This window comes from Streptomyces sp. GbtcB6, from assembly GCF_019091475.1.
In the GTDB taxonomy this organism is placed as follows: domain Bacteria; phylum Actinomycetota; class Actinomycetes; order Streptomycetales; family Streptomycetaceae; genus Streptomyces; species Streptomyces hyaluromycini.
In genome coordinates, this window is the sequence record NZ_JAGXJL010000005.1 from 115,127 (window position 1) to 137,471 (window position 22,345).

The 22,345-nt window shown below is 70.0% G+C and carries 19 protein-coding genes and 2 pseudogenes; 11 read left to right on the forward strand and 10 right to left on the reverse strand.

From position 1 onward, the window contains the following. Positions 1-27: 27 nt before the first annotated feature. Both KVT45_RS56200 and KVT45_RS10890 read right to left on the reverse strand, forming a co-directional pair. Positions 28-138 (reverse strand): annotated as a pseudogene (locus KVT45_RS56200) (ribosomal protein L7/L12); the annotation flags it as partial. A 439-nt stretch (positions 139-577) separates the two neighbouring features. After that, a pseudogene (locus KVT45_RS10890) lies at positions 578-778 on the reverse strand (pentapeptide repeat-containing protein); the annotation flags it as partial. Positions 779-1,816: 1,038 nt separating this feature from the next. On the opposite strand from KVT45_RS10890, the gene KVT45_RS10895 reads away from it, so the two are divergent. Continuing rightward, on the forward strand, positions 1,817-2,548 hold the full coding sequence (locus tag KVT45_RS10895) for a TetR/AcrR family transcriptional regulator (protein WP_254646592.1): 732 nt from the start codon (positions 1,817-1,819) through the stop codon (positions 2,546-2,548). A gap of 630 nt (positions 2,549-3,178) precedes the next feature. Here the strand turns inward: KVT45_RS10895 and KVT45_RS10900 are convergent. Beyond that, the gene (locus KVT45_RS10900; RefSeq protein ID WP_217546390.1) at positions 3,179-6,901 is read right to left on the reverse strand and encodes a helix-turn-helix domain-containing protein; all 3,723 of its coding nucleotides are present in this window, start codon (positions 6,899-6,901) and stop codon (positions 3,179-3,181) included. Between the two features lie 200 nt (positions 6,902-7,101). Between KVT45_RS10900 and KVT45_RS10905 the strand changes: the two genes are divergently transcribed. Further along, complete coding sequence (locus KVT45_RS10905) at positions 7,102-7,536, forward strand: hypothetical protein (RefSeq protein WP_217546391.1); 435 nt, start codon at positions 7,102-7,104, stop codon at positions 7,534-7,536. 47 nt (positions 7,537-7,583) lie between these two features. Here KVT45_RS10905 and KVT45_RS10910 read toward each other — a convergent pair whose 3' ends face one another. Continuing rightward, positions 7,584-8,666 (reverse strand): hypothetical protein, encoded by a 1,083-nt coding sequence (locus tag KVT45_RS10910; protein WP_217546393.1) that lies wholly within the window; start codon positions 8,664-8,666, stop codon positions 7,584-7,586. A 570-nt stretch (positions 8,667-9,236) separates the two neighbouring features. On the opposite strand from KVT45_RS10910, the gene KVT45_RS10915 reads away from it, so the two are divergent. Then, positions 9,237-9,977, forward strand: a complete 741-nt coding sequence (locus KVT45_RS10915; RefSeq protein ID WP_217546395.1) for an SDR family oxidoreductase — start codon at positions 9,237-9,239, stop codon at positions 9,975-9,977. A gap of 87 nt (positions 9,978-10,064) precedes the next feature. Here KVT45_RS10915 and KVT45_RS10920 read toward each other — a convergent pair whose 3' ends face one another. Continuing rightward, entirely contained in the window at positions 10,065-10,373 is a 309-nt protein-coding gene (locus KVT45_RS10920; protein WP_217546396.1) for a hypothetical protein, read from the reverse strand. A gap of 91 nt (positions 10,374-10,464) precedes the next feature. On the opposite strand from KVT45_RS10920, the gene KVT45_RS10925 reads away from it, so the two are divergent. Then, complete coding sequence (locus tag KVT45_RS10925; RefSeq protein WP_254646593.1) at positions 10,465-11,268, forward strand: aldo/keto reductase; 804 nt, start codon at positions 10,465-10,467, stop codon at positions 11,266-11,268. On the opposite strand, the gene KVT45_RS10930 is transcribed toward KVT45_RS10925, so the two are convergent. Continuing rightward, positions 11,250-12,584 carry a lanthionine synthetase LanC family protein gene (locus tag KVT45_RS10930; RefSeq protein ID WP_217546398.1) on the reverse strand — a complete coding sequence of 445 codons (1,335 nt, stop codon included), beginning with the start codon at positions 12,582-12,584 and terminating at the stop codon, positions 11,250-11,252. The genes KVT45_RS10925 and KVT45_RS10930 overlap by 19 nt on opposite strands. Positions 12,585-12,760: 176 nt before the next feature. Between KVT45_RS10930 and KVT45_RS10935 the strand changes: the two genes are divergently transcribed. After that, the gene (locus KVT45_RS10935; RefSeq protein WP_217546399.1) at positions 12,761-13,738 is read left to right on the forward strand and encodes an alpha/beta fold hydrolase; all 978 of its coding nucleotides are present in this window, start codon (positions 12,761-12,763) and stop codon (positions 13,736-13,738) included. Between the two features lie 34 nt (positions 13,739-13,772). Here the strand turns inward: KVT45_RS10935 and KVT45_RS10940 are convergent, their stop codons facing one another. The 3 genes from KVT45_RS10940 to phoU all read right to left on the reverse strand — a co-directional run bounded on the left by KVT45_RS10940 (position 13,773) and on the right by phoU (position 15,188). After that, positions 13,773-14,024: an SCO4226 family nickel-binding protein gene (locus tag KVT45_RS10940; protein ID WP_089101797.1), complete on the reverse strand. Its 252-nt coding sequence runs from the start codon at positions 14,022-14,024 to the stop codon at positions 13,773-13,775. Between the two features lie 161 nt (positions 14,025-14,185). Beyond that, the gene (locus KVT45_RS10945) at positions 14,186-14,341 is read right to left on the reverse strand and encodes a hypothetical protein (protein WP_217546401.1); all 156 of its coding nucleotides are present in this window, start codon (positions 14,339-14,341) and stop codon (positions 14,186-14,188) included. A 157-nt stretch (positions 14,342-14,498) separates the two neighbouring features. Then, positions 14,499-15,188 carry a phosphate signaling complex protein PhoU gene (gene phoU / locus KVT45_RS10950; protein ID WP_217546403.1) on the reverse strand — a complete coding sequence of 230 codons (690 nt, stop codon included), beginning with the start codon at positions 15,186-15,188 and terminating at the stop codon, positions 14,499-14,501. 223 nt (positions 15,189-15,411) lie between these two features. Here phoU and KVT45_RS10955 point away from each other — a divergent pair, with 223 nt between their 5' ends. Further along, complete coding sequence (locus KVT45_RS10955; RefSeq protein ID WP_217546405.1) at positions 15,412-16,668, forward strand: cell wall metabolism sensor histidine kinase WalK; 1,257 nt, start codon at positions 15,412-15,414, stop codon at positions 16,666-16,668. Then, on the forward strand, positions 16,665-17,345 hold the full coding sequence (locus tag KVT45_RS10960; protein ID WP_010358452.1) for a response regulator transcription factor: 681 nt from the start codon (positions 16,665-16,667) through the stop codon (positions 17,343-17,345). Before KVT45_RS10955 ends, KVT45_RS10960 begins: the two co-directional genes overlap by 4 nt. Before the next feature lie 97 nt (positions 17,346-17,442). Here KVT45_RS10960 and KVT45_RS10965 read toward each other — a convergent pair whose 3' ends face one another. Next, positions 17,443-18,108: a DUF461 domain-containing protein gene (locus KVT45_RS10965; RefSeq protein ID WP_217546406.1), complete on the reverse strand. Its 666-nt coding sequence runs from the start codon at positions 18,106-18,108 to the stop codon at positions 17,443-17,445. Between the two features lie 649 nt (positions 18,109-18,757). Between KVT45_RS10965 and KVT45_RS10970 the strand changes: the two genes are divergently transcribed. The 4 genes from KVT45_RS10970 to cysS all read left to right on the forward strand — a co-directional run bounded on the left by KVT45_RS10970 (position 18,758) and on the right by cysS (position 22,293). Continuing rightward, entirely contained in the window at positions 18,758-19,240 is a 483-nt protein-coding gene (locus KVT45_RS10970; protein WP_003953493.1) for a CarD family transcriptional regulator, read from the forward strand. A 313-nt stretch (positions 19,241-19,553) separates the two neighbouring features. Continuing rightward, positions 19,554-20,306 carry a 2-C-methyl-D-erythritol 4-phosphate cytidylyltransferase gene (ispD, locus tag KVT45_RS10975; RefSeq protein ID WP_217546408.1) on the forward strand — a complete coding sequence of 251 codons (753 nt, stop codon included), beginning with the start codon at positions 19,554-19,556 and terminating at the stop codon, positions 20,304-20,306. Next, the gene (gene ispF, locus KVT45_RS10980; protein ID WP_217546410.1) at positions 20,296-20,787 is read left to right on the forward strand and encodes a 2-C-methyl-D-erythritol 2,4-cyclodiphosphate synthase; all 492 of its coding nucleotides are present in this window, start codon (positions 20,296-20,298) and stop codon (positions 20,785-20,787) included. The genes ispD and ispF overlap by 11 nt, the downstream gene beginning before the upstream one ends. A 108-nt stretch (positions 20,788-20,895) precedes the next feature. Next, complete coding sequence (cysS, locus tag KVT45_RS10985) at positions 20,896-22,293, forward strand: cysteine--tRNA ligase (protein ID WP_217546412.1); 1,398 nt, start codon at positions 20,896-20,898, stop codon at positions 22,291-22,293. Positions 22,294-22,345 lie beyond the last annotated feature (52 nt).

Below are 22,345 nucleotides of genomic sequence, written 5' to 3' on the forward strand. Positions count from 1 at the left end.
CTGGGGGCCTTGGTACTGCTCTGAGTCCGTCAGCCGACGCACGACCTGAGCAACGTCCAGCACATGGACACCGGGGTCAGTGAGCACGACGTCGTGAGGCACGTCATCGCACACCAGCAAGAAGTACTCATCCGCCATTGCCTGCCCCGCCCCTTGCGGGAGCGACGCCGGGCGGCGAAGCGGCTCGGGCTGCCGGAGCAGACAGCGTTGAAGCGTTACGACCCCTGGGAAGAACCGGCGCGTTGAGGCGGTGCGCGTACAGCAGCGAAATACAGCAACCTCAGCAACCGGTAGCACCCAGAGGTGGCCCGCATAGCCATCGCGGTAGTCCGTATGACCTTCAGCGACCGATCTCTGTAGAGCTACGGATCAGAAGTTTTCTGACATCCACGACTTACATCAGCGACGCCGGACGGGGACGTACACCAGCGTCTTTGTCCGGCCGCCGCGCCAGTCCCCGACCCCGGCCCGAGCGGACTCGGATCGAATTTCTAAAGCGGTGTCTGGAGGTAGTACCCGAGAGGGTGAGCAGATGGTAGGCGTGCCCGTTGGCATGTGGGGCACTACTCGAAGGCTGTCACCGCTTGACGCGGCCACGGGCGGCAAGAGCCGCCAGGCCGAGCAAAGCGGGTTCGATAAGACGGGACAGCATCTCGGCGTACGTTCCAACGGTGGTCAGGTCCTGGCTCGATGACCGGAACACCACCGAGTTGATCACCACGCGCATGGACTTCTCAAATCGCTGGGACGTCAGACGCTGGTCGAGTGGCCCGTCGGGAGCGACGGGACCGCCTCTCGCCGCGCATGATGGCGCGCCATTCGTCTCATGCATATTCAGGCATTACGCGCTCCAGATGCTCCGGTATCTCCGGAGATCGCTTAGCGGGTCTCTAGTACTCAAAAGGACGCCTCTGTCCATGACATACGCGGCCGCTCGGCATGGACTCGTCCGGTGCCAGATCACGGACAAGTGGCGGAAGTGATAACGCCGCTCGCTGACACTGCCCGCTGGGCATCCGCTTCCTGACACAGCATCGCTCCCGCACCGCAAGCGCACCAGATCGAGCGGGGAACAGCGGGGAATCACGGGGAAGGCATTCAGGCCCGACGTTCGCCCAGGCCGGCGCTCGAACCGGCCGCAAGTGCCCGCAGCTTCCCAAGCTGGGCGCGTGCGTCGAGTCGGTACACGTGCTCCCCTCACGCCGAGCAACAGACACAAGCAAAGTAATGGCCCGTTACTTAGTGATGTCGCTGAACGTTACTCGGGTACCGGCGCAGTCGGTGCTGCGGGGGCGACAGGAGGAACGGTGCTATCGGAAGCGTTGTGGGGGCTGGCGGCGGCCGGCGGAACAGCGATGGTGGGGGCCGTGGCGACAGACGTCTGGCGGTCTGCGCGACCGCGGTTCGCGGGTCTGTTTGGTCGAGGGGAGCCGGCCCGGGAACGGGTGGAGACGCAGCGGGTTGAGCCGGGGCAACTCGGCCGTGTAGTCGCAGACATCGCGGGGGCTCGCACGGCGGAAGGCGAGGCCGGGCACCGAACCCGATCCCGGCGTACCTGCGTACAGAACAACGTCGCCCGCGAGGGCGGGATGCAGCAAATCACCCTGAGCGGGGACGTCAACGTCGGCCGGGAAAACCGAGGCCCGCGGTGAGTGGCGAGGTAGGGCACGAAAGCGCCGGAACGGCAGCCACAGTGTCGGGGCAGAGCAATGTGGCGCATGGCGGTGGCACCCAGTACATCACCGGCGGTGGTGACGTGAGGACCGTCAATGTGTTCGTCGTGCTCCATGAGCGTCCGGAGGAGGACGACGGTCCGATGCCTGCGCCCACGCGTCGCGAACGGCTGCGCCGGCAGATGTCGAGGGACGTCCGCATGGCGGCGCGGGAGGTCATCACCCGGGAAGGTGTGGAGGCATTGACACTCGCCGAGATCGCCCGCCGGGTCGGGGTGACCCCGGCGGCTCTCTACCGGCACTTCGACGATCTCGGGGACATCGTGAGGCACACGGCCCGGGACATCGTCGCCGAGCTCACGGACCAGTTGCGGGAGTCGATCGAAGGGGAGCGCGAAACGGACTTCGCGTCCCGCCTGATCGCCCCGTCCCGTGTGTTCCGCCGCTGGGCCCTGGCGCATCGCCAGGAGTTCCGCCTGCTCTTCGGCACGCCCACCGTGGCCGCCGGTGTGGCTCACACCGATGTGACCGCTGGGTGGGTACGGGAACTCGCCGCCGTCTGGGGCGCCGAGCACATGCGGCTGTGGGCGGCCCGCCCCTATCCGATCCTCGCCGATGAGGACCTCGCCCCACAAATACGCCGGCAGATCGCCGAGTACCGTGCCGCCACGGGCGTGGAAATACCGCTCGGCGCACTGGTCGTCATGCTGTCGTGCTGGCGCTCCTTGTACGGACAGGTGGCACTGGAGGTGTTCGAGCACCTACCTCCGTTGATCACCAATCAGGAGCCGATGTTCGAACTACTGATGCTCGAACTGGTAACCCGTATGGGATTGGGGGCGGACTATCGGCCCCCGGAAGGCCTCGGGGCATGAGGATCTCCGCCGGGCGGCCCCGGCGCACCGGTACGCCTGGAACGACCGTAGCGAGCCTGTCCGGCCCCGGCCTCAGACGCGGTGAACTTAGCCGGGTGCCGCTCGCTTTGGTCTCGCACGCGTCGAAGGTGATCCTCGGCCCGGGAAGCCGCCGACATCGTCTCCCTGGCGACGGGCGCCGCCGTCCTCGGAGGTGTTCTCGGAGCCAGTCGGAAGCCCCGGGCCGCCAAGGGGAAACCAGGCTGTTGCGGACTGTAGTACAGCAACGAGGTACAGCAACCTCAGCAACCGGCAGCGACCGTCACCGGCCGCCAAGCCCTTCTCCGCAGCCTGTATGACCTCCAATGACCGATCTCTGTAGAGCTATGGATCAGAAAGCCGTCCAGACGCACCCCGACCGTCGGTCAGAGGCCAGCTGGTTTGGGCTCATGAGCGGCAGAAGCAATGTGCGTGGTGATCAGTTGTCGCGTGCCGGATTCGTGCCGGCACTGCGGCGGCTCCTCCCGAGTTCCGGATTGCTCAAGCTGCGAGGCTGCCACCGGCACTGAGCCGGTCGACGGGGGAGGGGCTCCCTGGCAGCGGCCATGGTGCAGGACGATGGCTCCACCCCGGCAGTTTCTGCTGGAAGAGTCATCCGCATGGCGGACTGAACGCGAAGTCCGGTAGTCGGCTTTCCCATTCACCTCGACCAGGCAGTGTGTCGGCCGCCGCGCACATGGTCTGCGCCAGGTGCGCCGGGCTCGTGACCCAGCGGCGGCCGGTCGAGTCGGCGGTGGTCCACGCCTGGCCTCCATCGGCGGAGATCGCTGCGTCGGTGAAGGTCTCGCCCGGGCTGTAGATGATGTTGCGGACCCGGGGGTGATCCGGCTGAGTGGTGTCCCAAAGGATGGCGGTGCCGTCCTGGGCGGCGCTCAAGAGGGTGTGTCCGTCGGCAGTGAAGGCGAGGCCGACAACGTGGGCGGTGTGGCGGTGCATTGTGCGGGATGCAGGTACCGGGACCGGGCGGCGCAAAGGGTGCTGCGGGTCAAGTCGCCATAGCCGGATGGTGTCGTCCCTGGCCCCGGTCGCCAGGAGTGGTCCCTCGGCCGCGACCGCGGTCACGAGGGAATCGTGGCCGGGCAGCCGGTGGAGCGGTCTGCGCACGGTTCCGTTGGCCCGTGCGTCCCAGACCCGAGCGGACTGGTCACTGTCCGCCGTGACGAGCAGACGCCCGGCCGCCGCGAAGGTGACGTCGCTGACCCCCGTGACCCGCGGGTCGGTGAAGACGGCCCGTCGGGTGAGGTGATCCTGTCGGCCTGTCAGCTCCCACAGCGCGGTGCTGTCGTCGGTGGAGGAGGCGGCCAGTCGACGGCCGTCCGGGGCGAAGGCCAGGGACGTCACACGTTCATGCTGCCGGTGGTCGGTATGCAGGGGTCCTGCCGGGTCGGCGGTGTCCCAGAGACGGACCTCGCCGTCCATGGTGCCCGTGGCCACGCGTCGGCCGTCGGGGGAGAGGGCCACTGCCGTCACTGGGCCTTGGTGGGGCAGCACGCCGCGGGCCACGGGGTGGTCGGGGTCGCGGATCGACCAGAGCCGTACGGTGTGGTCGTGGCTGGCAGTGGCGGCGAGTCCGGGTTTGCTGCGCACGGCGATGTTCGTGAGCTCGTCGGTGTGGCCGAGGAGAACGGGCAGTGGGAAGTGCCAGAGACAGGCGCCGCCGCCGTCGCCGGAGCCGGTGAACAGGACGGGGCGGTCGGGCGCCCAGGCCAGGGACTGGAGGGGGCGCGGGCTGGGGAGAGTGAGCTGGACATGGCCGGTGCGCGGGTCGCGCAGCCGGAGCGGGCCGAGGGCATCGGCTTCGGCGAGCCGGGAGCCGTCCGGACTGAAGGCGAGCCCGGCGGCGTAGTTCCCGCCATGCGGGGCGGCGCGCGGCCGGGGGCAGATCCCATGGTCGTCGAGGTCGCACAGCCACAGGGTTCCGTCGGCGAGACCGACGGCGAGGCGCCTGCCGTCGGGGGCGAAGGCCACCTCGCTCACCGATTTGGCGAACCGCTCGATGTCCACGGCACGGTAGCCGCCACGCGGGGTGCGCGCCCAGATGACAGCAGCGTGGTCGCTGTCGCCGGTGGCGATGCGGGAGGCGTCGCCGCTGAACGACACCGCCACCAGGCGCCTGCGGCCAGCCGTCAGTACCTGTGCCGGTCCGGGGTGGTGAGGGTCGGAGAGGTTCCACAGTCGCAACGTGCCGTCCTGGTAGGCGGCGGCGAACAGGCGCCCGTCACGCGATACGCGGGCGTCGCGGACCTCGCCGTAGGAGTGGAGCCGTGGACCCGGCAGGAGACGTCGCGTGCCCCGCAGCCACCAGATGCGGACCTCTCGGGTGCCCGCGATGACCAGGCCGTGTCCGTCGCGGGTGAAGCCGAGGCCGAAGACCGGGTGGTCCTTGCCGAACCGCAGCTCGGCATTCGGCCGGGGAACGCCGTAGTGCAGACCCCACAGTCGCACCAGACCCTCAAGGGAGCCTGTCGCGACAAGGCGTTCCGCGGCGCTGCCCTGGCGACCGGCGGCGAACGCCGACACCGCTGCCCCGTTGCCGCCGATCACTTGTGGATAGGGCGCCCCGGAACTGCTCAGCAGCGCCTGCCGTGCCTGTTCCTCACCAGGGTCGGTGCGATAGGCGGCCAGGGCGAGTGCCGCGGCCAGGGCCGGATCGGTGGTGCGGAGCACGGTGGTTCTGTCTGCCATGGCCCGGGCGGTGGCCCGCCGTGCTTGCTCGGCCGCCGTAAGCCCTCGGTCAAAGGCGACAGTGGCGACTGCCACGAGCAGCACCGTCAGGCCGACGAGGGCGGCGAGGGCGCGACGCAGCCGGCGCAGTCCCCGGCGGGCCTCACGGCTGCTCGTGGCGAGGAACTCACTCTCGATGTCCTCGGCCTGACGGGGATGGTCGGCTGCCCACTGCACGGCGACGGCCAGCCCGGCGCCCTGCAACAGGAGTTCGGGTGCCCGATCGGCCGCCGACCAGACCCTGGCGGCCTCGGCCAGTCTCTGGTGGGTGCGGATGCCGTCCCGGTCGGCGTCGATCCAGCCCGCCAGTCGTGGCCAGGCGCGCAGCAATGCCTCGTGGGAGATCTCGACCACGGTGCCGTGCACGGTGAGCAGCCGGGCTCGGGTGAAGGCGGCCAGCGCGCGCTCCTCGTCCGGGCCCAGGTGGCCGCGGTCGGTCCGGCGGCGGGTATCCGTGCCTTCGTCCCCGACCTGCACCAGACGCAGCATCAGGCGCCGGGCGGCGGCACGGTCCTCGCCGGGAAGGTCGAGGTAGGTGCGTTCGGCGGTCTCGGCGACGGCGCCCCGGATGCCGCCGGTGCGGTGGTACCCGGCGATGGTCAGGCGCTTGCCGGTGCGCTGCTGCCAGGTGGTGAGCAGCGCGTGGGAGAGCAGGGGGAGAACGCCGGGATCGTAACCATGGCCGCCGGGATCCAGGTCATGCAGGAGTACGTCGACCAGGCCGGGTTCCAGAGCGAGCCCGGCGAGTTCGGCGGGCCGGCAGATCGTCTCGGTGAGTTCGCTGCGGCTCATGCCGCCGAGTGCGACGGGCCGCTGCAGCGCGGACACCAGGCCGGGATGGGTGAGGCAGTGGTCGACGAAGTCGGCGCGCACCGCGAGTACGGCGAGCGGCACGGCGCACAGCGTGTCGAGGAAGGCGGTGCGCTCTGCGACGTCCTCGCAGAGGCTGAACACCTCCTCCAGCTGGTCCACGACCAGCAGGATCCGGTCCATGCCCGGCGGTGGCTCACCGGTCCGGATCCGCTCGGCGACCGCCTCCTCCCTGACCTGCACAGGTGTGGCCAGCGCACGGGCCAGGGCCTCGACAGGCCGGGGCCCCGGAGTGATCACCACGCCCTGCCGGTCTCCGTCGCCCAGAGCTCCCTCCGCCGCTCGGCACAGCAGCCCGGCCCGCAGCAGTGAGGACTTGCCCGCCCCCGAGGCGCCGACCACCACGACCGGCCCTCCGTCCCGTGCCGCTCGTCGAACTCTCTCCGCCAGCAGCCCGGTGACCCTTTCCCGCCCGAAGAACCAGCGGGCGTCACCCTGCTCGAACGACGCCAGTCCCCGGTACGGACACGGTCCCGACCGCTGACCCGGACGGGGTGCGGGCACGTCGCACAGGCGGCGCAGCTCGCCTCCCGCCGTCAGCGCGCGGTCGAGCCGCTCCGCGAGATCACTGTGCGGGCTCTTGCGGCCGTGCTCGATGTTCGACAGATGGCTTTTGCTGTATTGCGTCGCCGTAGCCAACTCGGTCAGTGACAGTCCGCGTTCGGCCCGCAGACGACGCATCGCGGTGCCGAAATCCTCCGGCCCCGTCTCCTCTCGCATCTCGTTCTCCCTGTTCAACCGGCGTATTCCGGTCCTCGGCCGGAGGGGATACGCGGCGCTTCTAGCGTGCCGCCGTGGCGCCGGGCAGGTTGGTGACAGCGGGCCGGATCAACACATCGAGTGACGATTCCCGACAGCCGCCCGCACTCCCACTCTCCACGCGGTGCGGTGACGCGCCCCGAACAGAAGGAAGCTGTCCCATGACGACGAAGATCAGGACCGGACTGTTCACCGCGGCCACTGCGGCCGCTCTGGCCACGACGCTGGCCCTGCCCGCTGCCTCGGTCGCGATCCCGGCCACCACCGGGGCCATGTCCCGAGCCGAAGCCGTGCCAGTCGCCGCGAAGGCCGCGCCCGTACGGCAGAAGAGCAACATCCGCGCCGGACAGCGCAACCCCGTCGCGTCTCACATCCCCGTGCCGGCCGGGAAGACCTTGAAGGTCGAGGTCAACGCCACGGACGACGACACCGCCATCGACACGTGCTCGGCCGTGTGCGTCGAGCTGAAGGCCGCCGGCGGGTACAAGGCGGTGTTCTCGGCGGGGAACCGGCCCAAGACGGCCGACATCACGATGCGGGCCGTCGACCCGACGGGTGACTGGACCACGGTCACCTGGACCTACGTGGTGGTGTGAGCCACCGGCGCCCGGACCCGCCCCCGTGGGCGGGTCCGGGCCCGCGCTCACCTGAAGTCGGCCATCCGGAAAACGCCCAGCATGTCGTGCCAGCGGGGGCCGTGATCGGCCTCGGCACCGGGGTAGAAGGACGCTTCGACACCTACCCAGCCGCGGAAGGCACCGGCGTCGTCGAGGATCTGGAGCATCGGCTTCACATGCGAGTTGCCCTGGTGGCACAGCTGCTTGTGCTCCATCGCCAGACAGGTGCACCAGTGCCAGAAGGTGTCACGGCGGTCCTGCGCGCCCACCCGGGCGAGGTAGTTCTGGATGGTGCTGTCGGTTTTGCCCGTCGCGCTGCCGCCGGTGCCGTACCGCGGGCAGCCGCCGTCGGCACGGCATGCCTTCCCCGAGGACTTCGCGGTCAGGGTCATGCACCGGGTCGTCTCGGCGCAGGGGGAGAACTTCAGGTGCTGGAAGACCTGACCGGTGGTGGACCGGCCCGCCTTGTCCTGGGTCCACCCGACCGTGTCCAGTTTGAGCGGCGGGGTCTCGGGGTGTTCACGCACGGACGACATGGCCCGCCCGCGGTCGAGCGGCGCCTTGCTGCCGTAGCCGTAGCCCTTCGTCGCGCCGCCCCCGCCCTTGAACTCCAGCCGGACCAGACCGTTCCCCGGGACGATGTTCCACTCCTCCGGGGCGGTGCCGCCGCCCCAGGAGATCGAGACGGCGTCACGTCCGGCACTGCCCCCCTCATCGGCGCGAAGGAGGTATCGGCCGGTGCGGACGTCGTTCGGCGCTCCCCGGAAGCCTTCCGCCGTCAGGATGGGGCAGCGGCGCCGACCCGGTGAATCCCACTTGCCCGCGGGCGCACAACCGCTGTCCGGGGTGACACCAACCTTCTCCCTGCCCACCGGGTGTCTCTGGTCCCAGCGGTGCATCCGCGCCGTGACCTTCCCGCTCGTCGGGTCGAACACGTAGGTACCCAGCCGGACCCAGTTGTCGTGGGTAGCGCCGTTTTGGAAATAGCCGGTGGAGACGACGAAGTTGGTCCTGCCGCCGGGCAGTCCGGCCGGGGCAGCTGCCCCGGGCGCCGCGGCCGTCAGCAACGACAGCAGCACAGGCACCAGAATGCGAAGAGTTCTGATCACGCTGCCACAGTGGTCTACGACTCACCGGATCACCTGCGCGCCGTGCAAGGCCACGCGGGCGCACGGAGGCGTCACTGCGGCTCACGCAGGGGACAGAGCGCTCCTACAGCGGACTTGGGAGCCGGACGCTCCGAGCGGAGCAGCAACCTGGTGCGCCCAAGGTTCCCGGCATCGTCGGCCAGGTGCTCCTGGGGCGAGACGCGTGCGCGCCTGATCGGTCGGCGCACCCACCGTCGTGGCTGACTGTCGTCGGCCCAGGCGCACACGAACCCTCGTCCAACTCTGCGCAGACGTCTTCGGTCACCCATCTGCGGCTTGAGCGGGAGAACTGTGCATCCTGGGCACCGTGACGAACCCCGAAGGCCCGTACGTGAAGGTGCACTTCCGCCTTGAGCCCCTCTTCCATGTCCCACTACTCCTTGGCGACACCGTGGAAGAACCTTTAGCTGGGCCGTTTCTGCAGGGGGAGTAACTATCAGGCCCGGCCCGGTCGTTGACGGTTGCTTGCGTCGGCAATTAGTCTCGGGGTGAGTGGCTGGCCCTCGTCACCGACTACAGCCGGAGAACCCCTTGAACCCCACAGGCAACACCATCTTCGTCGCCGGATCGACCTCCGGCATCGGCCTCGGCCTCGCGCTGCGGCTGCACGCGGCGGGTAACCGGGTCATCGTTTCCGGGCGCCGTGAGGACAGGCTGGCGCGGATCGTCTCGGAGAACCCCGGCGTCGAGTCCGTCGTGCTCGACGTCACCGACCCGGTCTCCGTCCAGGACGCCACCGCGCAGCTGCTGCGACGCTTTCCCGACGTCAACGTCCTGGTGGCGATGGCCGGCATCATGCTGCCGGAGGATCTGCACGGCGGTGGTTTCCTCGCCACGGCGGAGGCGACGGTGGCCACCAACCTCCTCGGGCCCATCCGCCTCGTGGCCGCCCTGACCGAACACCTCGCCACCCGGCCACAGGCGACGATCATGACCGTGTCGTCGGGGCTGGCGTTCGTCCCCTTGCCCATCGCCCCGACCTACAACGCCACCAAGGCCGCCGTCCACTCCTTCACCGAGAGCCTGCGCGTCCAGCTGGCGGACACCCGTATCGACGTCGTGGAACTGATACCGCCGGCGGTGCGCACGGCCCTGATGGGGCAGGAGGACTCGGAAACCGCCATCCCCCTCGACGACTTCCTCGACGAGGTCATGGGCATCCTCGGCTCCGGCGAGATACCGGACGAGATCCTCGTCAAGGCGGTCGAACCGGAGCGATTCGCCGAGGCCCGCGGTGAGTACGCCAACAGGCTGCGCATGCTGTCCAGTTAGGGGGGCCAACGGGCTCCGGCGGGTGATGCGCGGCCGGCGGTGGCAGGCATCACCCGGCCGGGGAGCGGGTCGGCCGTCTTCGGTGTGTCAGCGGATCGGCGGCAGTTTTCGGCGCTTGCGGGCCGTGCGGCCGTTGCGGAGCGTGTTGCCGTCACGGGCGAGAAGGACGGAGCCGGACACGCTGAGTACCGCGAAGCAGGAGGCGAGGATGATGCCGAGTGGCTGGCGGTCGCCGGTCAGGGAGCCTGCCGCGCGTATCAGCTGCGCCACTCCGAAGACCAGTGCGCCCCACCCCGCGAGAGTGCCGGCATGCCGGCGGCGTTGTCGCCGGACGTACCACATGCCGACAGCCAGCCAGAGGGCACCACCGGCGCCGAACGCCACCGCGTCGAACATTCTCGCCTCCGGACGGAAGACTACCGGCCGGGTGGCTTGTTCCTGATAAGCATGCGTAAGCAAGCAAAGGAACAAGGGACGGGAGCACATCATGGCGACAGACGCAATGGCCGCGGGGGTGATCTCCATCGCGGGGCGAACCGTGCCACGCATGGGCTTCGGGGCGATGCAGCTGCGCGGGTCGATCCGGCCCGAGGACGCCTTGGCCGTGCTGAGCAGGGCCGTCGAGCTCGGTGTCCGGGTGATCGACACCGCCTGGTACTACGGCAGCGATGTGGTCAACCGGTTCATCGCCGAAGCGCTGCGCCCCTATCCGGCCGACCTCGTGCTGGCGACCAAGGCCGGCGCCCGGGCCAACCACAGCGGCAACCCGCCGCAGCCCGACTACCGCCCCGGCCAGCTGCGGGCCGGCAACGACCGCGACCGGACCGTGCTCGGCCTGGACACCGTCCCGCTCACCCACCTGAGGTGGCTCGGTCCGGACGACGCGTACGGCGGCGTGACGTTCGACAGCGCGTTCGAGACGATGCTGGCGATGCAGGCGGAGGGCCGGATCGAGCACGTCGGACTGTCGAACGTCACGCTCGGCCAACTGCGCCGGGCACACGCACGCGGCCCGGTCGCCAGCGTGTCGAACATGTTCGGCTACGGCAGGCAAGGGGACGCACCGACACTGGAGTTCTGCACGGAGAACGGCATTCCTTATCTGCCGTTCGGACCGCTCGGCTACGGCGCGGCCGACACCCCTCCGGCCGGACCCGGGCAGACGGCCGCGCAGGCGCGGCTCGCGTGGCTGCTCGCCCGTTCTCCCGCCACGGTGGTGATCGCGGGCACCAGCAGCGTCAAGCACCTGGAGGAGAACATCGCGGCCGGTGCTCAGAGAAACCCGGTGTAGTGGGGGTCCGTCCCGCGGTGCAGGCGTACGAAGCGCAGGAGTTCGCGGACGATGCCCGCGTTGCCCATCGCCCAGCCGGTGCACGGTTCGAGGTCGCCGGGGGTGGCCCGGTGTTCGAAGTTGGACCAGCGGGCACCTTCGCCGTCCCGGATCGCGCGGGCGGTGAGATCCGCGACGAGGACGCGGGCGAAGTCGTACGAAGCCTGCTGTTCGGCCAGTTCGGCCAGTTCGGCCAGTTCGGCCAGTTCGGCTTGTCCGGCCTGTTCGGCTGCTTCGGCCAGTTCGGCCGTTTCCGCTTGGTCGGCGATCCGGTCGCAGGCCAGGGCGAGGACGCCCGCGGTGCCGCAGCAGCGGCCGTTGTTGTCCCAGAAGCCGGGGCGCAGCCGCCGGGGCAGGCCGGAGCGGGTCACCGTGTGCCAGCAGCGGTCGGCGAGGTCGGTCCAGGCGGGGTCGGCGGTGATGTCCCTCAGCAGCCGGAAGACCTGCGCGTCCCCGGCAGGGCCGTGGCACCAGCCGTAGCTGACGGGCTCGACGAGATCGGGTCGGTACTGAGGGGTGGAGTGCCTCACCAGGAACCCCTCCGGACCCGCCTCGTCACGCGCGACGACGTCGGCGGCACCGGCCAGGGCCAGTTCGACCAGGTCCGCCCGCCCGGTCGCCGCGCCGACCCGGGCAAGCGCGAGGACGATCCCGAGCGTGCCGTGCGAAATGTGGTGCAGACGGGAGTCGACACCCCTGCGGTGGGCCCAGTGGACGCCGGCCGGGGTCTCCTCCGCTGTCCGCAGATAGGGCTCCATGGCGAGGACGGCCAGTTCGGCGTCACCGCACAGAAGTGCTCCGAGGCCGATTCCCGCGTTGCCGCCCATCAGCTCGAACAGGTCGCCCCAGCGGGTGCCGTCGAAGCGTGACCGCACGATGCGCAACGCGCGGTCGGCGGCGGCACCGGCGGCCGTGTCGCCGAGTTCCTCGTGAACGGCCCGCAGGGCCAGGGCCATTCCGGTGCGGCCGAAGCAGAGGGAGTCGTCGTCGAAGTCGTCGACGGAGTCCGCGAGGCTGCGGGCCGCGCGCAGGGCGGCGTCGGCATGGGAGTCGTCGCCGAAGTGCCGCCATGCCTCCAGGAGCAGCGGGACGTTCCCGGCCGTACCGCTGTAGAGCATCGGGTCGAGTTCGTCGTCCGAGGGCCTGGTCGTCCAGGCGAGGCCGCCCCCGGGGGTCTCCCGCGCCGCCCCGGTGAGCCACCGCAGCCCGTCCAACGCGAGTTCCTCGACCTCGTCGACCGCTTCCGGCGCTGTCGGTGCTGTCGGTGCTCCCGTCATGCGCCCACTCTCGCACGGTCTCCCGAGCCGGCCCAGGGCACTTTGCGTGTTCGCCTTTGCCGAACCGGCAAACGGGCTCGGCCTCTCGGCGCGCGGTTTCGCATGATCGGTGGAGAGCCGGCAGACCGGCGGTCCTCAAGGACAACGAGGGCAAACCCGAGCAAGGAGGAAGGCGTATGGCAGCGCAACATCGGCTGGTTTTCGCGGCCGGAAGGCGGATCCATCTCGTCGAGCAGGGGGCCGGGCCCCTCGTGCTGCTCGTGCACGGGTTCCCGGAGAGCTGGTACTCCTGGCGGCATCAGCTGCCGGTGCTCGCCGCGGCGGGGTACCGCGCGGTCGCCGTCGACGTGCGGGGGTACGGGCGGTCCTCGAAGCCGGCCGAGGCCGACGCCTACCGCATGGTCGAGCTCGTGGCGGACAACGTCGCCGTCGTGCGGGCCCTCGGCGAGGAGTCGGCCGTGGTCGTCGGGCATGACTGGGGCGCGGCCGTCGCCGCGAACTCCGCGCTGCTGTGGCCGGAGGTGTTCCGGGCCGTGGGGTTGCTGAGTGTTCCGTACACGCCGCGCGGCGGGCCCCGCCCCAGTGACGTCTTCGCGCAGCTGGGCGGTGGGGGCGGGGAGGAGGAGTTCTACGTCTCGTACTTCCAGGAGCCCGGGCGTGCCGAGGCCGAGATCGAGCCGGATGTGCGGGGCTGGCTCGCGGGGTTCTACGGCGCTCTGTCCGCCGACACCATGCCCGGACCCGGCGCTCCCGACCCGCACTTCGTCGGCAGCGGGGGGACCCTCAGGGACCGGTTCCCCACGGGCCGGCTGCCCGGGTGGCTCGGTGAGCGGGACCTCGACGTGTACGCGGCCGAGTTCGAGCGCACCGGGCTGACCGGGGCGCTCAACCGGTACCGGAACATGGACCGGGACTGGGAGGACCTCGCGGCCTACGACGGCGCCCCGATCACCCAGCCGTCCCTGTTCGTCGGCGGCGGCCTCGACGCCTCCACGACCTGGCTGGCCGACGCCATCGAGGCGTACCCGGTCACCCTCCCGGGCCTGGTCTCCTCCCACATCCTCGACGGCTGTGGGCACTGGATCCAGCAGGAGCGGCCCGAGGAGGTCAACCGGCTGCTCGTCGACTGGCTCGCCGGGCTGCCTGCCGCCTGAAGGTCACCTGAGCGTCGCCGGCGGTCGGTGACGGCTACCAGATCGACAGCGGTACCTGGTGGATCTCGTCCGCCGGATGCCCCGTGCGTTCGTGGACGCGCCTGACCGCTTCCGCCGAGGGGCCGTCGGAGAGGCAGTAGACGTTGCCGGAGTCCGGGTCGGCCCAGGCCCGTTCGAAGTGGACGCCCTCCTCCTTCTCGACCGCGAGGTCGGCCTCGTGGGCCTCCTTGAGCTGGTCGGCGGTGATGCCCTTCATCCCGTGGTGTACGTCCATGAACTGCGGCATGGCTGCCACCTCCTGTCTTCCCTCCCGCGCCGTTCCCTCTCCGTCCCCCTCCATCCCTCTCCATGCTGCGCCCGTCCGTGCCGTCCCGCGCGCCGCCCCTCACCAGCACGAAGGGCCCCCGATCGGAGTCGGGGGCCCTTCGTCGTACCTGGAGCGTCGGGTCAGCCGCACTGGCAGGGGCTGCCGGACTGGCAGCCGCAGCCGCAGCCCGAGCCGCAGCCGCAGGCGCCGATGAGCAGGAGGTTCTTGATCTCGGCGGGCTGGTCGGTCTCGCGCTCCTGTGTCGGGTCGGGCGTGGTGCTGGGGGATTCGGCCATGGATCCCTCCTAGAGGTCCCTAGATGCCCTAGAGGTAGGGCCTTGCCCATTCCATGCCCGTTTCTCCGGGCGCATCAACAGCGCACGGCGGCGCACGGTGGTGCCCCGCGCCCGTTGCGCATCCCGCGAGCCCCCGCGAGCCCCGCTCACCCGGGGGTTACGCCCCCTCGGCGCCCGTCACCGGCTGGATGTCGGGCTGCAGGTCGTCCGCGTGCTCGCCGGTGACCAGGAAGACGACGCGCTTGGCGACGGCGACCGCGTGGTCGGCGTACCGCTCGTAGTACCGGCCGAGGAGGGTCACGTCGACGGCGGTCTCGATGCCGTGCTGCCAGCGGTCGTCCAGCAGGTGCTGGAAGATCGTGCGGTGCAGCAGGTCCATCTCGTCGTCGTCCTGCTCCAGCTGCAGGGCCAGGTCGACGTCCTTGGTGATGATCACCTCGGCGGCTTTGGCCATCAGGCGCTGCGCGAGCTGGCCCATCTCCAGGACGGTCGCGTGCAGGTCGTGCGGGATGGCGTTCGCCGGGTAGCGGAGCCGGGCCAGCTTCGCCACGTGCTGGGCCAGGTCGCCGGAGCGCTCCAGGTCGGCGGACATCCGCAGCGACGTGACGACGATCCGCAGGTCGGTCGCCACCGGCTGCTGGCGGGCCAGCAGGGCTATCGCGCGAGCCTCCAGGTCGTGGTGGAGCTCGTCCACCTTCTGGTCGGCCTCGATGACGCTCTCGGCCAGCTTGAGGTCGGCGTCGAGGATCGCCGTCGTGGCGCGCCCGATCGCCGATCCGACCAGCCGGGCCATGTCGACCAGGCTGTCGCCGATCGAGTCGAGTTCCTCGTGGTACGCGTCCCGCATCAGGGTTACCTCTCCTGTGTGTGTTCCATGGGGCTCCGGGGGCCGGGGCCCGTGGCCGAAACCAGCTGCGAACCCCACGCTTCCACGTTCCGGTCTCAACGCGACCGTTTCTGCCACCCCAAATGAACCAATACTGGCTCCAAGGTGAACTCTGGGCGACGAGTGTTCGAGCTGACACCTCGCGGACTGTGGGGATGTCGTACCCCCTGCTTAACCTGTTTGCATGGACGTGAACGCGGCGGTCGCCGCAGCGGCAGCGATCGCCGGGGTGCTTACCGGTGTCATCGCCATGCTGGCGTTCCGCTGGAGCGAACGCGACCAGAAGCGACCGACCAGGACTTCTCTGCACACCGACCCCGTACTGCCCCCGGGCGTGGACACCGTGCTGAGCGTGCTGCGCTCCTCCGCGGTCGTCCTCGACGAGGCCGACACGGTTGTCAAGGCGAGCTCGGCGGCGTACGCCCTCGGCCTCGTGCGCGGCGGCAAACTCGCCATCGAGCCGATGCTCGGGATGGCCCGGGACACCCGGCGCGACGGCGAGATACGACAGGTCGAGCTGGACCTCCCGAGGCGGGGGACCGGACGGGGCGAGGCCCTGGCCGTATCCGCGCGGGTGGCGCCGCTGGGCTCCCGGCTCGTCCTGCTCCTCGTGGAGGACCTCACCGAGGCCCGCCGCATCGAGGCGGTACGCCGGGACTTCGTGGCGAATGTCAGCCATGAGCTGAAGACCCCGGTCGGCGCGCTCTCCCTGCTCTCCGAGGCCGTCATGGACGCCTCGGACGATCCGGAGGCCGTGCAGCGCTTCGCCGGTCGCATGCAGATCGAGGCCACGCGCCTGACCAACCTGGTCCAGGAGCTGATCGATCTGTCGAGAGTGCAGAACGACGACCCGCTGGAGGATGCCGAGCCCGTCCGGGTCGACGAGCTGGTCGCCGAGGCGATCGACCGGTGCCGGCACCAGGCCGGCACCAAGCAGATCACCATGGCCGCCGGCGGCACCGCCGACCTGCACGTCTGGGGCAACCGCGGCCAGCTGGCCGCCGCCCTCGGCAACCTGGTCGAGAACGCCGTGAACTACTCCCCGGCCCGCACCCGGGTCGGGATAGCCGCGCGCCGGGTCAGTGCGCCCGGCGGTGACATGATCGAGCTCGCCGTGACCGACCAGGGCATCGGCATCACCGACAAGGACAAGGAGCGCATCTTCGAGCGCTTCTACCGCGTCGACCCGGCCCGCTCCCGGGCCACCGGTGGCACCGGTCTCGGCCTCGCCATCGTCAAGCACGTGGTCGCCTCGCACGGCGGGGAGGTCACGGTGTGGAGCGCCGAGAACCAGGGCTCCACGTTCACCCTCAGACTGCCGGAGGCGGGCGCGGCCCGTGACCGCGCGTCGCAGCACCCCGACCCCGACCTCGACGACGAGGCCGGTAACACCGAGTCATCCCCGTACGAACCGCTTCCCGCCCCGGAGGTCCTTCCGTGACCCGAGTGCTTGTCGTCGAGGACGAGGAGTCCTTCTCCGACGCCCTGTCGTACATGCTCCGCAAGGAGGGCTTCGAGGTCGCTGTGGCGGCCACGGGGCCCGACGGACTCGACGAGTTCGAGCGCAACGGCGCCGACCTCGTCCTTCTCGACCTGATGCTGCCCGGCCTGCCGGGCACCGAGGTCTGCCGCCAGCTGCGCGGCCGTTCCAACGTCCCCGTCATCATGGTGACGGCCAAGGACAGCGAGATCGACAAGGTTGTCGGGCTGGAAATAGGAGCAGACGACTACGTCACCAAGCCCTTCTCCTCCCGCGAGCTGGTCGCCCGCATCCGCGCGGTGCTCCGCCGCCGCGGCGAGCCGGAGGAGGTGACGCCGGCCGCCCTCGAAGCGGGCCCGGTCCGCATGGACGTCGACCGCCACGTGGTGACGGTCTCCGGCTCCAAGGTCGACCTCCCGCTCAAGGAGTTCGACCTCCTGGAGATGCTCCTGCGCAACGCCGGCCGCGTCCTCACCCGCATGCAGCTCATCGACCGCGTCTGGGGCGCCGACTACGTCGGTGACACCAAGACCCTCGACGTCCACGTCAAGCGCCTGCGCGCCAAGATCGAGCCCGACCCGGGCGCGCCGCGGTACCTGGTGACGGTGCGCGGTCTCGGCTACAAGTTCGAGCCGTAGACCGCTGAGCTGACCGCCGAGGTGCGGTGACGGCGCGTACGGCGAAGGGCGGCCCCCCTCGGGGGTGCCGCCCTTCTCGGGTTTCCGGTACGGCCGGTCAGCCCGCGTTCGTCGACTCCGAGGCCGAGTCGCTCGGGGTGGCCGAGGCGCTCTCGGACTCCTTGCTCTTCTTGCCCGCCTTGGCGCTCTCGCTCGCCGTGGCGCCCGCGAGCGGGGTGGCGGAGGTGGACGGCGAGGCGGAAGCCGACGGCACCGCGCTCGGGCCCCAGCCCGTGAAGAAGCTCTCGGCCGGCACGACGAACGCGCGCAGGCTCACGTCACCCGTCTTGCTGAAGGTGAACGTGATCTTCTGGGCGTTGCCGTCCACCACCGCCTCACGGCTGCTGGCCAGCACCGCGGAGGCGTTGCCCGTGCCGCCCAGGATCAGCCGGCCGCCGCCCTGGATGGTCAGCGGCTGGGACTTGGTGGCGTGCAGCTCGGCGGTCTTGCCGGTGCCGGCGACGACGATCGACTGGAGCGTCTCCGGCTCGGTGCCGGTGTTGAAGATGGTCGCGGAGACCACGGCCGGCCCGGTCGACGTGAGGTCGGGCTGGGTGATCACGGTCGCGTTCTGGACCTTGATGTCGCCGACACTCGCCGCCGCGTTGTCCGGCTTGACCTCCAGCGTCTGCGAGTTGTTGCCGGCGCCGCACGCGGCGAGCGAGGCGACGGAGAAGGCGATGGCGGAGGCGGCGAGGGCGCCGCGTCGAAGGCTGCTGCTCACGGCGGCGGCATCTCCTTGAACGCACGGGCGGCCCTCTATAAAGCCGCCCTAAGTGTCTGTCAGCGGCCTTAGGTTACCGAGCCGTTCCCGCGTGGCCGCACCCGACCCTCCCCAAGCCCCCCGCTTCCCTCAAGGCTTCCCTCAAGCAGGGGGTACCCCGGGCTCCACAAGTGACTCTTCGGTCACTTTGCAGCAGCGCTCGTCAGGCATTCACATAACCCGCCCGCAACACCGCGCGCAAAACTTCCGTGAAGGAATGCGCGACCACCGGGAAAATTGATCACTCACTGCTTCGCGTGCCCCTTCACGTGCGTCTTCACGTACCGTTCGGTCGGACTCCGTGATCAATTCCGGAAACGTCCGGGATCCAGCTCGGGCAACCGAACGGAGTAGCGGAAGTCGTACGCTTGGAAGCGGACATATGGGGACGTTAGGCTGCGTGGGCGAGCGTCCGGATGTGTGTAACGTGCGCGTTTCACCTCGCCCGAAGAGCCGCTCCGACCTGCGAATACCTGCTTCCGGACGGCCTGCGAAGCACGTTCCTGTTGCTGTTGTCAAGCCCCGAGATATGCCCTGACCTGCGAAAACGCCATTCAGAACCGCCGGTTTCCGTGTTACCCTGGATAGCCACGGAAGGGGTACCTGTCACATGACGTTCAAGGTTGGCGACACCGTGGTCTATCCCCATCACGGGGCCGCGCTGATCGAGGCCATCGAAACTCGCCAGATCAAAGGCGTGGACAAGACCTACTTGGTGCTGAAGGTCGCCCAGGGTGACCTGACGGTACGTGTGCCAGCGGACAATGCGGAGTTCGTCGGCGTGCGTGATGTGGTCGGTCAGGACGGGCTGGACCGGGTCTTCGAGGTGCTGCGCGCGCCGTACGCCGAGGAGCCCACGAACTGGTCCCGTCGCTACAAGGCAAACCTGGAGAAGCTCGCCTCCGGCGATGTCATCAAGGTCGCGGAAGTCGTGCGTGACCTGTGGCGTCGTGAGCGCGAGCGCGGACTCTCCGCCGGTGAGAAGCGGATGCTCGCCAAGGCTCGCCAGATCCTGGTGAGCGAGCTCGCCCTCGCGGAGAACACGAACGAGGACAAGGCCGAGGCCCTGCTCGACGAGGTCCTCGCGTCCTGACGCAGTCCAGCTCGGCACACTGAACTCCGCACACCCGAAATGCCGCGGTGCCCGATGACACGACAACTGTCGCCGGGCGCTGCGGCATGTCCGTGTCCGGAACACACCCGGAACTCACCGGGAACACTTCTCTTCGGGGACGCTCGTACCCGGCGACCCGGCACCCGCCCCGGTGGAAACCCCCGATACTAGGCGTGCCGGGCCCGGGCTGCTGGCTCGACCAGTGTCACGGAAGGGTCCGGTCAAGGCGTCGCGCCCGGCACTTCCCAGGCCATACCCACGCCAGGCCCGCACACAAACCTGACAGGAACCGATGTCTGACGATTCGCGTCCTTCGCGTACGGAACTGCGCACGGCAGCCGTGATTCCCGCCGCCGGCCGGGGCGTACGGCTCGGTCCGGGCGCTCCCAAGGCGCTACGCGCGCTGAACGGCACGCCCATGCTCATCCACGCCGTGCGCGCCCTCGCCGCCTCCCGCGCGGTCTCCCTGGTCGTGGTCGTGGCCCCGCCCGACGGCGCGTCCGAGGTCAAGTCCCTCCTGGACGCCCACGCGCTCCCCGACCGCACCGACTTCCTCGTCGTCCCCGGCGGCGAGTCCCGCCAGGAGTCGGTCAAGCTCGGCCTGGACGCGCTGCCCCCCGACTACGACATCGTCCTGGTCCACGATGCCGCCCGCCCCCTCGTCCCCGTCGACACGGTCGACGCGGTGATCCAGGCGGTCCGCGACGGTGCCCCGGCCGTGGTCCCGGCCCTCCCGCTCGCCGACACGGTCAAGGAGGTCGAGCCGGCCACCACCCCCGGCGACCCGGAGCCGGTGCTCGCGACCCCCGAGCGGGCTCGCCTGCGCGCCGTGCAGACCCCCCAGGGCTTCGACCGTGCGGCGCTGGTCCGCGCCCACGAGACGGTCACCGACAACGTCACCGACGACGCCAGCATGGTCGAGCAGCTCGGCGAACGGGTCGTGGTCGTCCCCGGCCACGAGGAGGCCTTCAAGGTCACCCGCCCCCTCGACCTGGTCCTCGCGGAGGCGGTCCTGGCCCGCAGGAGGCTGAACGATGGCTTCTGAGGTCGTACTGCCACGGGTCGGCATCGGCACCGACATCCACGCCTTCGAGGAGGGCCGCGAGCTGTGGTGCGCCGGTCTGAAGTGGGAGGGCGAGGGCCCGGGCCTGGCCGGCCACTCCGACGCGGACGTCGTCGCACACGCCGCCTGCAACGCGCTGTTCTCGGCGGCGGGACTGGGCGACCTGGGGCAGCACTTCGGCACGGGGCGGCCGCAGTGGTCGGGCGCGTCGGGCGTGACCCTCCTGACGGAGGCCGCACGGATCGTCCGCGCCGCCGGTTTCACCATCGGAAACGTCGCCGTACAGGTCGTGGGCCCACGCCCGAAGATCGGAAAGCGGCGGGACGAGGCCGAGAAGATCCTTTCCGACGCGGCGGGCGCTCCGGTTTCCGTTTCGGGGGCTACGACGGACGGCTTGGGTTTCCCGGGCCGCGGAGAAGGCCTTATGGCGGTGGCAACGGCGTTGGTCGTCAAAGCAACGTGAATGGACCGACCTTCTTTTAGGGGCGCGGGGAACTGCGCGATCAACCCCCACGAACCCGCACATGACAACGGTCCCCGGCACTGCTGTCGGCCCACTACCCTAGGTCCCGTGACTATTCGCCTGTACGACACCAACGCCCGGCAGATCCGTGACTTCACCCCGCTCGCCCCGGGCTGTGTCTCGATCTACCTCTGTGGTGCCACCGTGCAGGCGGCGCCCCACATCGGGCACGTCCGCTCCGGCCTGAACTTCGACATCATGCGCCGCTGGTTCGAATACCGCGGCTACGACGTGACGTTCATCCGCAACGTCACGGACATCGACGACAAGATCATCGCCAAGTCCGCCGACCAGGGCCGCCCCTGGTGGGCGATCGGCTACGAGAACGAGCGCGCGTTCAACGACGGCTACACCGCGCTCGGCTGCCTCCCGCCGACGTACGAGCCCCGGGCGACCGGGCACGTACCGGAGATGATCGAGATGATGCGCGGGCTGATCGAGCGCGGGCACGCCTACGAGGCCGACGGCAACGTCTACTTCGACGTGCGCTCCTACCCGGACTACCTCCAGCTCTCCAACCAGGACCTGGACAGCCTGCGCCAGCCCAGCGGCGAGGGCGAGACCGGCAAGCGGGACCAGCGTGACTTCGCGCTCTGGAAGGCCGTCAAGCCGGGCGAGCCCAGCTGGGAGACGCCGTGGGGGCGCGGCCGGCCCGGCTGGCACCTGGAGTGCTCGGCGATGGCCCACAAGTACCTCGGCGAGGCCTTCGACATCCACGGCGGCGGACTCGACCTGATCTTCCCGCACCACGAGAACGAGATCGCCCAGGCCAAGGCGTTCGGCGACGACTTCGCCCAGTACTGGGTGCACAACGCGTGGGTCACCATGAGCGGCGAGAAGATGTCGAAGTCCCTCGGGAACTCGGTGCTCGTCTCGGAGATGGTCAAGCACTGGCGTCCGATCGTGCTGCGCTACTACCTCGGCACCCCGCACTACCGCTCGATGATCGAGTACAGCGAGGAGTCGCTGCGCGAGGCCGAGCAGGCGTTCGCGCGGATCGACGGGTTCGTGCAGCGCGTGGTGGAGCTGGCCGGGGGAGCCGTCGAGCCCTCGCCCGAGGTCCCGCCCGCGTTCGCCGAGGCGATGGACGACGACCTGGGCGTCCCGCAGGCCCTCGCGGTCGTGCACACCACCGTCCGGCAGGGCAACTCCGCCCTCGCCGCCGACGACAAGGAAGCCGCCGTCGCCCGCCTCGCCGAGGTCCGCGCCATGCTCGGCGTCCTCGGCCTGGACCCGCTGGACGCGCACTGGTCCGGCGGGGCCGAGAAGGGCGAGGACCTGCACGGGGTCGTCGACACCCTCGTACGCCTCGTCCTCGACCAGCGCGAGTCCGCCCGCGCCCGCAAGGACTGGGCGACCGCCGACGCCATCCGCGACCAGCTGGGCCAGTCCGGTCTCGCGATCGAGGACAGCCCCTCGGGCCCACGCTGGACCCTCAAGTCCTGACCACGGGTCTGTACCACTGGTCTGCTGAAGATCGACTGTGCCGTCCGGCCCC